The sequence below is a fragment of the Bacteroides sp. BFG-606 genome, assembly GCF_024788145.1.
GTDB classification, from domain to species: Bacteria; Bacteroidota; Bacteroidia; order Bacteroidales; family Bacteroidaceae; genus Bacteroides; species Bacteroides vicugnae.
This window is the reverse complement of record NZ_JANUIL010000001.1, coordinates 6,385,719-6,399,597: the sequence shown is the minus strand read 5'-3', so window position 1 is coordinate 6,399,597 and position 13,879 is coordinate 6,385,719. Positions and strand designations below refer to the sequence as shown.

The 13,879-nt window shown below is 43.7% G+C and carries 11 protein-coding genes and 1 pseudogene; 7 read left to right on the top strand and 5 right to left on the bottom strand.

Annotated elements, in window-relative coordinates:
* Positions 1–130: 130 nt before the first annotated feature.
* The gene (locus NXV01_RS24820; protein WP_074637587.1) at positions 131–1,189 is read left to right on the top strand and encodes a linear amide C-N hydrolase; all 1,059 of its coding nucleotides are present in this window, start codon (positions 131–133) and stop codon (positions 1,187–1,189) included.
* 110 nt (positions 1,190–1,299) lie between these two features.
* Here NXV01_RS24820 and NXV01_RS24815 read toward each other — a convergent pair whose 3' ends face one another.
* Both NXV01_RS24815 and aroC read right to left on the bottom strand, forming a co-directional pair.
* A complete protein-coding gene (locus NXV01_RS24815) occupies positions 1,300–2,664 on the bottom strand; it encodes a dipeptidase (protein ID WP_259023358.1) in 1,365 nt (454 codons plus the stop codon).
* Complete coding sequence (aroC, locus tag NXV01_RS24810) at positions 2,664–3,740, bottom strand: chorismate synthase (protein ID WP_004306728.1); 1,077 nt, start codon at positions 3,738–3,740, stop codon at positions 2,664–2,666. The genes NXV01_RS24815 and aroC overlap by 1 nt, the downstream gene beginning before the upstream one ends.
* Before the next feature lie 161 nt (positions 3,741–3,901).
* Between aroC and NXV01_RS24805 the strand changes: the two genes are divergently transcribed.
* Entirely contained in the window at positions 3,902–4,468 is a 567-nt protein-coding gene (locus tag NXV01_RS24805; protein ID WP_259023357.1) for a calycin-like domain-containing protein, read from the top strand.
* Here the strand turns inward: NXV01_RS24805 and NXV01_RS24800 are convergent.
* Positions 4,465–5,250, bottom strand: a complete 786-nt coding sequence (locus NXV01_RS24800; protein WP_074637572.1) for a porin family protein — start codon at positions 5,248–5,250, stop codon at positions 4,465–4,467. The two genes, NXV01_RS24805 and NXV01_RS24800, sit on opposite strands and share 4 nt — an antisense overlap.
* A gap of 32 nt (positions 5,251–5,282) precedes the next feature.
* Positions 5,283–6,368: a PCMD domain-containing protein gene (locus NXV01_RS24795; protein WP_074637574.1), complete on the bottom strand. Its 1,086-nt coding sequence runs from the start codon at positions 6,366–6,368 to the stop codon at positions 5,283–5,285.
* A 133-nt stretch (positions 6,369–6,501) separates the two neighbouring features.
* Between NXV01_RS24795 and NXV01_RS24790 the strand changes: the two genes are divergently transcribed.
* Positions 6,502–7,788, top strand: a complete 1,287-nt coding sequence (locus NXV01_RS24790) for a serine dehydratase subunit alpha family protein (RefSeq protein WP_074557628.1) — start codon at positions 6,502–6,504, stop codon at positions 7,786–7,788.
* 112 nt (positions 7,789–7,900) lie between these two features.
* On the opposite strand, the gene NXV01_RS24785 is transcribed toward NXV01_RS24790, so the two are convergent.
* Complete coding sequence (locus tag NXV01_RS24785; RefSeq protein ID WP_004306740.1) at positions 7,901–8,479, bottom strand: peptidylprolyl isomerase; 579 nt, start codon at positions 8,477–8,479, stop codon at positions 7,901–7,903.
* Between the two features lie 481 nt (positions 8,480–8,960).
* On the opposite strand from NXV01_RS24785, the pseudogene ilvD reads away from it, so the two are divergent.
* The 4 genes and pseudogenes from ilvD (at position 8,961) to NXV01_RS24765 (ending at position 13,848) form a co-directional block, all read left to right on the top strand.
* A pseudogene (ilvD, locus tag NXV01_RS24780) lies at positions 8,961–10,761 on the top strand (dihydroxy-acid dehydratase).
* A 29-nt stretch (positions 10,762–10,790) separates the two neighbouring features.
* Positions 10,791–12,485 (top strand): biosynthetic-type acetolactate synthase large subunit, encoded by a 1,695-nt coding sequence (ilvB, locus tag NXV01_RS24775; RefSeq protein ID WP_259023356.1) that lies wholly within the window; start codon positions 10,791–10,793, stop codon positions 12,483–12,485.
* Positions 12,486–12,541: 56 nt separating this feature from the next.
* Positions 12,542–13,105, top strand: coding sequence for an acetolactate synthase small subunit (gene ilvN, locus NXV01_RS24770; RefSeq protein WP_008650275.1), 564 nt, complete (start codon positions 12,542–12,544; stop codon positions 13,103–13,105).
* Positions 13,105–13,848, top strand: a complete 744-nt coding sequence (locus NXV01_RS24765; protein WP_195357647.1) for an acyl-[acyl-carrier-protein] thioesterase — start codon at positions 13,105–13,107, stop codon at positions 13,846–13,848. The genes ilvN and NXV01_RS24765 overlap by 1 nt, the downstream gene beginning before the upstream one ends.
* The last annotated feature ends 31 nt before the right edge of the window (positions 13,849–13,879 follow it).

Below are 13,879 nucleotides of genomic sequence, written 5' to 3'. Positions count from 1 at the left end.
AAACCTAAAATTTCTTCCTGCATTGAATAAATGCCTTTTTTTCATTAAAATCATCTTTCTTTTGAGGAATAATTGTGGTGCATTTGTTCTTATTATAAATAAGAAGATCAATTATTTAAATAGAATGAATATGAAGAAAAAATTAGCAGGAGTTGCATTGGTGTTGGCTACCGTCTCTTTGATGAGTATACAGCCTGTAGAAGCATGTACGCGTGCGGTGTATATAGGCCCTGACCAGATGGTGGTAACGGGACGTACAATGGACTGGAAAGAAGATATCATGACGAATATCTATGTATTTCCGCGTGGCATCCAACGTATGGGACATAATAAGGAAAAAACAGTGAACTGGACTTCCAAATATGGAAGTGTGATTGCTACAGGATATGATATAGGTACTTGTGACGGAATGAACGAGAAAGGATTAGTAGCTAGCCTGCTTTTCTTGCCGGAATCCATTTATTCTCTTCCCGGCGATACCCGTCCGGCAATGGGCATCAGCATTTGGACACAGTATGTGCTTGATAACTTTGCCACAGTACGCGAAGCGGTGGATGAATTGAAAAAGGAGACTTTCCGCATTGATGCTCCCCGTATGCCGAATGGAGGACCGGAGTCTACCTTGCATCTGGCTATCACTGATGAAACAGGCAATACGGCCGTATTGGAATATCTGGATGGGAAATTGAGCATTCACGAAGGAAAAGAATACCGGGTAATGACAAATTCTCCTCGATATGAATATCAGTTGGCCATTAATGATTACTGGAAAGAAATCGGTGGCTTGCAGATGTTGCCGGGAACTAACCGGGCAAGCGACCGTTTTGTACGGGCTTCATTTTACATTCATGCCATTCCGCAGATTGCGGATGCAAAGATTGCAGTTCCCAGCGTATTGAGTGTGATGCGTAATGTTTCCGTGCCATTTGGTATTAATACACCGGAGAAGCCTTATATATCTTCTACCCGTTGGCGTTCCGTATCCGATCAGAAGAATAAGGTATATTATTTCGAATCTACCCTGACTCCGAATTTGTTTTGGCTGGACTTGAAGAAAATTGATTTTAGTCCGAAAGCCGGTATTAAGAAACTGTCTCTGACAAAGGGCGAAATTTATGCAGGTGATGCAGTGAAGGATTTGAAAGACAGCCAATCATTTACCTTCCTTTTCGAGACTCCGGTCATGTAATTTGTCAGTGTGATAGATATATAAAAGAGTGGTGGACAAATGCTTGTAATCAAGCTTGTCCACCACTCTTTTATATGTATCGTTTATAACTTGATTGTTATTTATCCGCTTTATCGTCTGGCATATTCCTGATGAAACTCTATGACTGCCTCTATCCCTTTCCGGAAGATCTCCAATGAGCAATTCTCATTTGGAGAATGAATCGCATTCGATTCGAGTCCAAATCCCATCAATACGGTTTTGATTCCCAATACCTGTTCGAAAATAGAGATGATGGGGATACTTCCGCCACGGCGTACCGCCAACGGCTTTTTCCCGAAAGCGATTTCGAAACCTTTCTCTGCTGCCTGATAGGCAGGAAGTGAAATCGGGCACACATATCCTTGTCCTCCGTGCATGGGAGTCACTTTCACCTGTACTGTATCAGGAGCGATACTAAGAATATAATCTGCGAACATTTGCGAAATCTTATGGTGATCCTGATGCGGCACTAACCGGCAAGAGACTTTAGCATAAGCCTTTGAAGGCAGTACGGTTTTAGAACCTTCTCCTGTATATCCGCCCCAAATGCCACATACGTCAAAAGACGGACGGCAACTGTTACGTTCCAATGTGCTATATCCTTTTTCTCCGAAAAGCTCTTTTACACCGATTGCTTCTTTGTATTTCTTTTCGTCAAAGGGAATATGGGCTATCATTTCCCGTTCGGCTTGCGGCACTTCTTCCACATCATCGTAGAATCCGGGAACAGTGATACGTCCGTCGGCATCCGTTACTTTGCTGATAATCTGGCAAAGCACGTTGATCGGATTGGCTACCGCACCTCCGAAATGTCCGGAATGCAAGTCACGATTCGGTCCCGTCACTTCTATTTCCCAATAAGCCAGCCCGCGCAGACCAGTAGTCAATGAGGGAAGTTCGGCTCCTAGCATACTCGTATCCGACACTAGAATAACGTCTGCTTTCAGCAATTCTTTATGTTCTTCGCAGAAAGCTTCCAAGCTGGGCGAACCTATTTCTTCTTCACCCTCGAAGATGAACTTCACATTATTCTTCAGTAATCCGTTTTTGACGAGATATTCAAATGCTTTCACCTGAATGAACGATTGTCCTTTGTCATCATCCGCTCCACGTGCCCAGATATGTCCGTCACGTATTTCCGGTTCAAACGGTTCGCTTTTCCAGAGTTCCAATGGTTCGGCCGGCATCACATCGTAATGAGCGTAGATTAATACAGTCTTTGCATCCGGGTCTACGATCTTTTGAGCGAAAACAACCGGATTGCCCTGTGAGGGCATTACCAATGCTTCGTCCACACCTGCTTCCAATAACAGCTGTGCCCAGCGTTCCGCACAAGCCAGCATATCGTCGTGGTGCTCCGGCAAAGCACTGATGCTGGGGATGCGGATGAGGCTGAACAAGTCATCCATCATCTTAGGTTCGTGTGCCGCTATGTATTTCTGAATCTCGTTCATTAGAGTTGCGTCGTTTTATCCAGTAAGTAATAATCGAGTATAGTCATGGCGGCCATTGCTTCTACGATAGGTACGGCACGAGGTAATACGCAAGCGTCATGACGTCCGCGTGCTTTCAGAGTGGTGTCGACGCCATCAATGTTGACAGTTTCCTGTTCCATCAGCAGCGTGGCAATCGGTTTGAACACTACACGGAAATAAATATCCTGACCATTACTCAATCCTCCCTGAATACCTCCGGAGTGATTGGTGTGCGTCTCGATCCGTCCGTTATTGTTATAGAAAACATCGTTCTGTTCGGAACCTTTCATTTTCAATCCCTTGAATCCTTCGCCGTATTCGAATGCTTTGGCAGCGTTGATGCTTAACATGGCGTTACCCAAGGCAGCATGAAGTTTACCGAAAACAGGTTGTCCCAATCCGATGGGGCATCCCTTAATGACACAGGTCAGTGTACCTCCGATGGTATCGCCTTCACCTTTTACCTTATAGATAAGGTCTGCCATTTCTTTTGCTTTTTCAGGGTCCGGACAACGTACATCGTTGGTTTCTATCAGGTCGAAATTATAGTCCGAGTAAGTACCCTCAAGCTTGATAGGACCTACCTGCGAGGTATAGGCAGTGATGTTGACTCCCAGTTGGCGGAGTGCCAGCTTAGCCAATGCACCGGCTACAACGCGCGAAATCGTTTCGCGTGCAGAGGAACGTCCGCCGCCGCGATGGTCACGGATTCCATACTTCACCGTGTATGTGTAATCAGCGTGTGAAGGACGATATACATTTTTCAGATTGTTGTAGTCATTGGGGTGTTGGTTTTCATTCCAAACGATAAAACCGATAGGACACCCGGTTGATTTCCCCTCAAAAATACCTGAAAGAAACTCTACTTTATCAGCTTCTTTGCGTGGGGTGGTAAGGATTGATTGTCCCGGACGACGGCGATTTAGTTCTTGTTGTACAAATTCTTCGTCGATGGTAATTCCTGATGGGAATCCGTCAATCACTCCTCCAATTCCTTTTCCATGAGACTCACCGAAACTTGTGAGTCGAAAGATATTGCCAAATGAATTAAACATAGTTGTGGCTTTTTAAAAATTACTATATGCAAATATAACAAAGTTTTCGGTAAGAAAGTTGCGAACTCGAAATAACTTCGAAAAAGGAAGCATATTGAACCTTTTTTCTTCTTTTTAGTTTATAAAGGACGAATTTATTGTAATAACTAAACCAAAGACGTATGAAAAAGAATCTATTGTATTTATTGGCATTGGTATGTGCTCTAACTTTCTTTGCTGCTTGTAGCAGTGACGATGACAACAGTGATAACAGGAATAACGAGAATCCTCCCGAAGAGGAAGCTGTGATAACGGCTCCGGATGTAATCGGAACGTATTGGGGAAATCTGGATATATCCATGATACCGGATGGTTCTGACCAGGAAATTGTCATCGGCGACGGAATAGAGAAGTTTATCACGCTCTCGCAGGTCAGCAATACGGAAGTGAAGATTGAACTGAAAGATTTTGAATTGTTCATCAATCAGCAGATACTAAAGTTTGGAGATATTGTCATTGATAAATGTGAAGTGAAGAAGGGGGAAGGTGTGTCTACATTCACCGGACAGCAAGACCTTACGTTTGAAGGAGATGCCGCCTCTTTGGGTACTTGCCCTGTGACAGTTACGGGAACTGTAGAAGATGGAAATGCAGACATGACTATTAATGTGAAAGTGCCTGCATTGCAACAGACGGTGAAAGTAACCTACTCCGGAGTGAAGCAGGTGGCAGAGCCTAGTGGGACTTAAAAAGCATACCCGAAACCTATATTCAAGTAGATGGGGTACATGGCAAAAGTGATCGTATTAAAATCGTTTTTAAATATATCATTCAATCCCCAGGTAAGATCGGCGTACACATTGAGGTGTTTGAAGGCTCGCCATCCGGCTCCTACTTGTAGTCCCCATTGGAAATGTCTCAAATCGTCAGAGAAATCGTATGTTGCAATTTTGCCGTCGGTAAACTCTACTTTCGGACCGGTGGGATTATCTTCCCGCAAATATCCTTCGTATACGTGACCTGAAAATTCTCTTGAAAGCAGATAGGAGAAATAAGGCCCGGCTTTGATGTTCCACCGGTTGGTTAGTTTGTAGGTAGCCATTAGAGGTATTGTCAGTCCGGCGGTATGTACTTTGGTTTTTACTCCGCCTGTCCATACTCCGCTGATTCTTTCACCTCCTTGCCCGAGAATCTCCATATTATAATTCTTCACAGTGGCTTCGGTAGTCATTGCTTTGTTTTCAAGCCGCAATCCGACTATAATTCCGAGCTTGTTCTGAACGGCAATCCATTTGGTCACTTCACCTCCTATACTGATAGCTAATGTCGGGTTATATCCGTCAATGGAACGGATTTCCACCGGAAGAGGAAGCGGGGCTGTGCCGCCAATGCTGAAACCTGCTTTTATCTCATATTCCAGTCCGTGAAGGGCGGAACGGATCAGTGTTTCATTTCGATCAACCTGTGCATAGCCGGGGAGGGCTATTCCTATACAGGTTAGTAAGCTGAATATATACGGATAGATTTTCATCGTTCTTGTTGTTATAAAGTTATTTAGTTTTACTAATTTTCCGAGTGATAGATTAACTCGGCCTCGTCAATGAGCAACGTACTTCCGATTGCTCCGTTAAAATGATCTCCTTCCAGACTTGAGGTGAACACTATGGCTATATTATATTTTCCATCCCTTAGCTTTTCCTTATCTATGAATTTGCCGGGGAGAGTGGTGAAAGGCAGCTTAAAGTAAGTCCATTCATTTGTTTCTTTGGCATTATCAATCCGTGCTGTTGAAATTAGATTTGGGCTGGTAAACGCGTTCGTCCCATCAAGAGTTGGAACAGATTCGCTGGTTTCGTACATGATGGCATATATGTCACAGATATCCCGTTTCCCATTTACAGGTTTGCCTCCTTCTGTAAACTGATCTCCTGCTTTATATTTATAATAACCTGCCAGATAAGTAGGTACATGCCGGAAAGGAAGACCGAATTTAGTTGCTTTAAGCGGATTACTCATCGCATTGTTTACATCGAAGGAACCGATAAACAGATTTCCTGCCGCAATGGGCATTCCTGCTAACTGTCCGAAGAATCCGGTACTGCGTGTCACTAAAGAAAGGCATTTGCCGGCTTTTCCGTCCGTTATTTGGAAAGTAGGATAATCATCAGCTGTTTTAGCTACGCCGGTCATGGCATAGCCCGCATTTCCGCTGGCCCATTCCATAACGACTTTATCTCCTTCGCGTTCTACAAATATGTAGTACTTCTTTCCGCCAAGCGTATCTTCGAAATTATAGTTCGTGGCAAGTTCGGTGTCGATAACCGATACGATATACGTTTTCTTCCAAACACCATCGGCGGCTGTAACAGTATATTCTTGTGGAGTATTGAAATTTCGCTCCGTACCGCTAAGGGGACTAATTGTAGCTCCCGGAGTCAATGTAAATTCAGGTGTAAGTTCTGAAATATCAGTTCCCGGACCGACGAAGATAGTGATGGAATTATTGTTAATAATAGGACTGGTTGTCATGGCTACTCCCGGTAGTATGCAACTTAATATGTCTGCTTCTGCATTGAGAGCTTCTTCGCGGATACAAGAAGAGGAAACAATAGCCAGCAGCAAATAGAGAATCACGTGTTTTGCTTTCATATTTCTATCAATTCATTCTGTTAAAGTTTGGTATATGGAAGGTTTTATAACAATATGAGATTTTATTTGTTCATTATAGAATGCTGGAAAAGAAAGAATTTCTTATTTTTGTGGAACTAAAACTTATAAGTCCATGACTGAATCAGAAAGAAGGCAAATTATAGAATTGATTAAGAAAGAAGTCATTCCGGCTATTGGATGTACGGAACCTATCGCAGTAGCGCTTTGTGTAGCTAAGGCTGCTGAAACGCTGGGAGTGAAACCGGAGAAGATAGACGTCTTGTTAAGTGCTAATATATTAAAGAATGCCATGGGAGTCGGAATCCCGGGGACGGGTATGGTAGGGCTTCCCATAGCTGTAGCTTTAGGTGCGTTGATTGGCAAATCAGACTACCAGTTGGAAGTGTTGAGGGACTGTACGCCGGAAGCGGTGGAGCAGGGAAAACTGTTTATTGCAGAAAAACGGATTTGTATTTCTCTGAAAGAAGATATTACGGAAAAGCTTTATATCGAGGTGAACTGTAAAGCGGGAGATAAAACAGCTAAAGCTATCATTGCCGGTGGACATACCACCTTTATATATATAGCCAAGGGTGAACAGATATTGCTCGACAAGCAACATACAGTCAGCGAGGAAGAGGAAGATGCTTCGCTCGAATTAAACTTGCGTAAAGTCTATGACTTTGCACTGACTGCTCCGCTGGATGAGATCCGTTTTATCCTTGATACAGCCCGTTTGAATAAAGCTGCTGCCGAGCAAGCCTTTAAAGGTAACTACGGACATTCTCTAGGTAAAATGCTTCGAGGAACTTACGAACATAAAGTGATGGGTGACAGCGTATTTTCTCATATTCTCTCTTATACATCAGCTGCTTGCGACGCCCGGATGGCGGGTGCAATGATTCCTGTCATGAGTAATTCCGGCAGTGGTAATCAGGGGATATCCGCTACACTCCCTGTCGTTGTCTTTGCCGAAGAGAACGGAAAGAGCGAAGAAGAACTTATCCGTGCTTTAATGCTAAGCCATCTTACTGTTATATACATCAAACAAAGTTTAGGACGTCTGTCCGCTTTATGTGGCTGTGTGGTAGCTGCCACCGGATCCAGTTGTGGAATCACCTGGTTGATGGGGGGAAACTACAATCAGGTTGCCTTCGCCGTTCAAAACATGATTGCTAATCTGACAGGAATGATTTGTGACGGTGCAAAACCGAGTTGTGCTTTGAAAGTAACTACCGGAGTTTCGACAGCTGTATTATCTGCAATGATGGCAATGGAAGACCGTTGTGTGACTTCCGTAGAGGGAATTATCGACGAAGATGTAGATCAAAGTATCCGCAACCTGACAAGAATCGGCTCGCAAGCCATGAACGAAACGGATAAAATGGTGCTTGACATCATGACGCATAAAGGATGCTGATTTCAAGTATTAAGTATTAGCTCAAATAACGGCATAAAAAAAGTATTAAGTATTAAAGCCCGGCTGTGTCCGCACGGAATTAATACTTAATACTTTATATTTAATACTTTATTTAGTGACAGTGTCCGCCTTCGCAACCGCAGTCGTCTCCGCAGCCATCACCGCAGCTGTCGCATCCGCAACCGCAGCCATCACCACCACTCATCATTTTCACAAGTTCCTGAATTTCTTCGTTCGTAGCAGGACGGCTTTCCAGTATTTCACCTTCAAAGATCAGGTCGGCACCAGCCAACGGGTGGTTGAGGTCGACTACTACAATATCCGGTTTGATTTCTACTACGCTGGCATTTACGCGTTGACCGTCACCAGTCATCAAAGGCACGATGTTACCCTCTTTAATACGTTCACTGTCAAATTTGCCATCTATTTCAAAGATATTTTTGGGGAGGTCAATAACGTGTTGTTCGTCATATTGTCCGTAAGCCTTATCTGCCGGAATGGTAAAGTCAAATTTATCACCTTTAGAAAGAGCAGTTATCTGATTTTCGAAATCTTCGAGTGTTGTTCCTAATCCTGAAATGAATTGAAAGGGATGTTCTGCTTTTGCTTCTTCGAACAACTCTTTTTCACCATCTTCCATTGTATATAGTTTGTATGCAACGGTAATGTACTTGTTTTCTACTGTTTCCATCTGATATTTTTTGTTTCTGATTAATAATTCCCGGTAATCCGGGTCGACAAAGATACGAATTATTTGCTTTTACTCCGGTATAGGGAGGGTAAATTTCAGATTATTAAGTGCTTTTGTCAGAAAAGAAAAGTAGGACACATCCTTTGATAATAGTTGTAAATTCAACCTTTAAGTGATAAAATAGAGAAATAACACCACTCTTCTCTTACAATTATTAGCTTTTAAGTGATTTTTTTCTTCGATTTGTTTGGAGTTAATAAAAAAGCCCTTACCTTTGCAGCACGAAAATAAAGAAAAGAAGATATGAATATGTTACATACATCTATTAACCTAGCAGTCCTGCATATTATTCGCGTCGTGGTGGTCCCATCAAGAGCGTGAGAAAGGTTTTTGTGTTGTATGTGTTCGTACCATAAAAGATAGAATTTAGAGCCTTTCTCACTTGTGTGAGGAAGGCTCTTTAATTAAAAGATAGATTGAAATGAAAAAGCAATTACGCAGTTCGTTTAGTACACAAGGCCGTCGGATGGCGGGAGCCCGTGCATTATGGGCAGCCAACGGTATGAAGAAGAATCAGATGGGTAAACCCATTATCGCTATCGTCAATTCGTTCACACAGTTTGTTCCGGGACATGTGCATCTGCATGAAATCGGTCAGCTGGTGAAGGCAGAGATTGAGAAGCTGGGATGCTTCGCTGCGGAATTCAATACAATAGCTATCGACGACGGTATAGCAATGGGACATGACGGTATGCTTTACTCGCTTCCTTCACGTGACATCATTGCAGACAGTGTAGAGTATATGGTTAATGCGCACAAGGCAGATGCAATGGTATGTATCAGCAATTGCGATAAGATCACTCCCGGAATGTTGATGGCAGCTATGCGTCTGAATATTCCTGCCGTATTTGTATCGGGCGGTCCGATGGAAGCCGGAGAATGGAATGGTCAGCACCTGGATTTGATCGATGCGATGATTAAATCGGCCGATGAAAGTGTCAGCGATCAGGAAGTAGCGAATATCGAGCAAAATGCTTGTCCTACTTGCGGATGTTGTTCCGGTATGTTTACCGCCAACTCAATGAACTGCCTGAATGAAGCAATCGGACTGGCTCTTCCCGGAAACGGAACCATCGTAGCTACACACGAGAATCGTACGCAGCTTTTCAAAGATGCAGCAGAACTGATCGTGAAAAATGCAAAGTTATATTATGAAGAAGGAGACGAAAGCGTACTTCCCCGTAGTATTGCTACCCGTCAGGCTTTTTTGAATGCCATGACGCTGGATATAGCGATGGGGGGATCGACCAATACAGTTCTTCACCTGTTGGCTATTGCTCATGAAGCAGAGGTAGACTTCAAGATGGACGATATCGACATGCTTTCCCGCAAGGCTCCTTGTCTCTGCAAGGTGGCTCCCAATACACAGAAATATCATATTCAGGATGTAAACCGTGCCGGTGGTATCATTGCTATCATGGATGAACTGGCAAAAGGAGGTCTGATAGATACATCCGTTCGACGGGTAGACGGAATGTCATTGGCGGAAGCTATTAATGAATATTCAATCACCAGTCCGAATGTAAGTGAAAAAGCAATTAAGAAATATTCGAGCGCAGCCGGAAATAGATTCAATCTCGTACTTGGTTCACAGGGTATGTACTATAAGGATTTGGATAAAGACCGTGCAACCGGATGTATCCGCGATTTGGAGCATGCTTATAGCAAAGACGGTGGATTGGCCGTGTTGAAAGGTAACATTGCGCAAGACGGTTGTGTAGTAAAAACAGCAGGTGTAGACGAAAGTATCTGGAAGTTTACCGGACCTGCCAAAGTATTTGATTCGCAAGAAGCAGCCTGTGAAGGCATTCTCGGAGGCCGAGTCGTCAGTGGCGATGTCGTCGTCATTACGCACGAAGGTCCGAAGGGTGGTCCTGGTATGCAGGAAATGCTTTATCCTACCTCTTATATTAAATCTCGTCATCTCGGAAAAGAATGTGCTTTGATTACCGACGGACGTTTCAGTGGCGGAACTTCCGGATTGAGTATCGGACATATTTCTCCTGGAAGCGGCAGCTGGAGGCAATATCGGAAAAATTGTAGACGGAGACATCATAGAAATCGATATTCCGGCCCGGAAGATTAACGTGCGACTGACGGATGAAGAATTGGCAGCCCGTCCGATGACTCCTGTCACTCGTGACCGTTATGTGCCGAAGAGTCTGAAGGCTTATGCCAGCATGGTAAGTTCTGCCGATAAGGGAGCAGTGAGATTAATCTGATATAGTTCATTTATCAACTATCAACTAATATGAAAGATTTAATAACAGGTGCAGAGGCTATGATGCGCTCTTTGGAACATCAGGGAGTGACTACCATCTTCGGTTACCCCGGTGGTTCCATAATGCCGGTGTTTGATGCCTTGTACGATCATCGAAATATATTGAACCATATTTTGGTTCGTCACGAGCAGGGAGCTGCCCATGCGGCACAAGGTTATGCCCGTGTATCAGGAGAAGTGGGCGTTTGCCTGGTGACGAGCGGTCCCGGAGCAACTAATACGGTAACAGGTATTGCAGATGCGATGATCGATAGTACACCTATCGTAGTGATTGCCGGACAGGTAGGAACAGGGTTTCTTGGAACAGATGCTTTTCAGGAAGTTGACTTGGTAGGTATTACGCAACCAATCGCCAAATGGAGCTATCAGATCCGTCGTGCGGAAGATGTGGCCTGGGCGGTCGCACGTGCGTTTTATATTGCCCGTAGTGGTCGTCCCGGTCCGGTGGTACTGGACTTTGCCAAGAATGCGCAAGTAGAAAAAACGAAATATGAACCGACGAAAGTCGATTTTATCCGCAGTTATGTTCCTGTTCCCGATACGGACGAGGAGTCTGTAAAGGCAGCTGCCGAACTGATTAATAACGCCGAACGTCCGCTTGTATTGGTAGGACAGGGTGTTGAATTGGGAAATGCACAGAACGAATTGCGTGAATTTATCGAAAAGGCGGATATGCCTGCAGGCTGTACGCTGCTCGGACTGTCTGCTTTGCCGACAGAACATCCGTTGAATAAAGGAATGTTGGGTATGCACGGTAATTTGGGGCCGAATATCAATACCAATAAATGCGATGTGCTGATTGCCGTTGGTATGCGCTTTGACGACCGTGTGACTGGCAATCTGGCTACTTACGCCAAACAAGCGAAAGTGATTCATTTTGATATTGATCCTGCGGAAGTGAATAAGAATGTAAAGGTAGATGTAGCTGTTTTGGGAGATTGCAAGGAGACTTTGGCTTCTGTGACTAAACTCCTGAAAAAGAGAACTCATACCGAATGGATTGATAGTTTCAAAGAATATGAGAAGGTAGAGGAAGAAAAAGTAATCCGCCCTGAACTTCACCCTGCAACAAACTCTTTGAGTATGGGAGAAGTGGTACGTGCGGTAAGCAATGCTACTCATCATGAAGCAGTTTTGGTAACAGATGTAGGTCAAAATCAAATGATGTCTGCACGTTACTTCAAATATACGAAAGAACGCAGTATCATCACTTCCGGAGGACTTGGAACTATGGGCTTCGGTCTTCCCGCAGCTATCGGGGCAACTTTTGGAGCACCGGAACGTACCGTATGCGTATTTATGGGAGATGGCGGACTGCAAATGAATATTCAGGAACTGGGTACAATTATGGAGCAGAAAGCTCCGGTGAAAATTATCTGCCTGAATAATAATTACCTTGGAAACGTACGCCAGTGGCAAGCTATGTTCTTCAATCGCCGCTATTCGTTTACTCCGATGTTGAATCCGGATTACATGAAGGTTGCTTCGGCTTATGATATTCCTTCCAAACGTGCTTTTACCCGTGAAGAACTGAAAGAAGCCATTGCAGAAATGCTGGCGACGGATGGTCCGTTCCTGCTCGAAGCGTGCGTAGTGGAAGAAGGCAATGTTCTGCCGATGACTCCTCCGGGTGGTTCGGTCAATCAGATGCTGTTGGAATGCTAGGAGAAGTTGAATATTGAGAATGGAAGATTGAAAGTTCGCAATTAAAATTTAGGATTATGAGTGACAAGACATTATATACGATAATAGTTCATTCCGAAAATATAGCCGGATTGCTGAATCAGGTAACTGCTGTATTTACTCGTCGGCAAATCAACATCGAGAGTCTGAATGTATCTGCTTCTTCTATTAAAGGTGTACACAAGTATACGATTACAGCCTTGACAGATAAGGACACCATTGAGAAGGTGGTGAAACAGATCGAGAAGAAGATCGATGTGATTCAGGCACATTATTTCACCGAGGATGAAATATACTTCCATGAGATTGCACTTTATAAGGTATCTACCCCTGCTTTTCAGGAAACTCCGGAAGCATCCAAGTTGATCCGCAGATACAATGCCCGTGTAGTGGAAGTCAATCCGGTATTTTCTATTGTTGAGAAAAATGGCATGAGCGAAGATATAACCTCACTCTACGGTGAACTGAAGGCTTTAAATTGTGTTTTGCAGTTTGTTCGTTCGGGACGCGTAGCGATTACTACCAGTTGCTTTGAACGGGTGAACGAGTTTCTCGATGGACGGGAAGCCATGTATAACCAGAGTAAAAACCAACAAGAATAATGAGTGAAGAAAATAAAATAGGAACTTATCAGTTTGTGGCAGAACCGTTTCATGTTGACTTTAACGGACGTCTGACTATGGGCGTACTGGGAAATCATCTGTTGAATTGTGCAGGTTTTCACGCAAGTGACCGTGGCTTTGGTATTGCAACACTGAACGAGGATAATTACACTTGGGTACTTTCGCGTCTAGCTGTTGAGTTGGATGAAATGCCTTATCAATATGAGAACTTTTCAGTTCAAACATGGGTGGAAAATGTCTACCGCTTGTTTACTGACCGTAACTTTGCTATTATTGATAAGGATGGGAAAAAGATTGGTTATGCGCGTTCCGTATGGGCAATGATTAATCTCAATACCCGCAAACCGGCCGATCTATTGACCTTGCACGGAGGAAGTATCGTAGATTATGTCTGTGACGAACCTTGTCCTATTGAAAAACCTTCACGTATCAAAGTGACAAGCGATCAGTCAATGGCTACCCTGACGGCAAAATACAGTGATATTGATATTAACGGTCATGTGAACAGCATCCGTTACATTGAGCATATCCTTGATTTGTTCCCGATAGAGTTGTACAAGACCAAACGTATCCGCCGTTTCGAGATGGCGTACGTGGCCGAAAGTTACTTTGGTGATGAGCTCTCTTTCTTCTGCGACGAAGTGAATGCAAACGAGTTTCACGTAGAAGTAAAGAAGAATGGCAGCGAAGTTGTTTGCCGTTCGAAAGTGATATTTGAATAAATGTGAGAATACAAAATTAATTAATAACGGA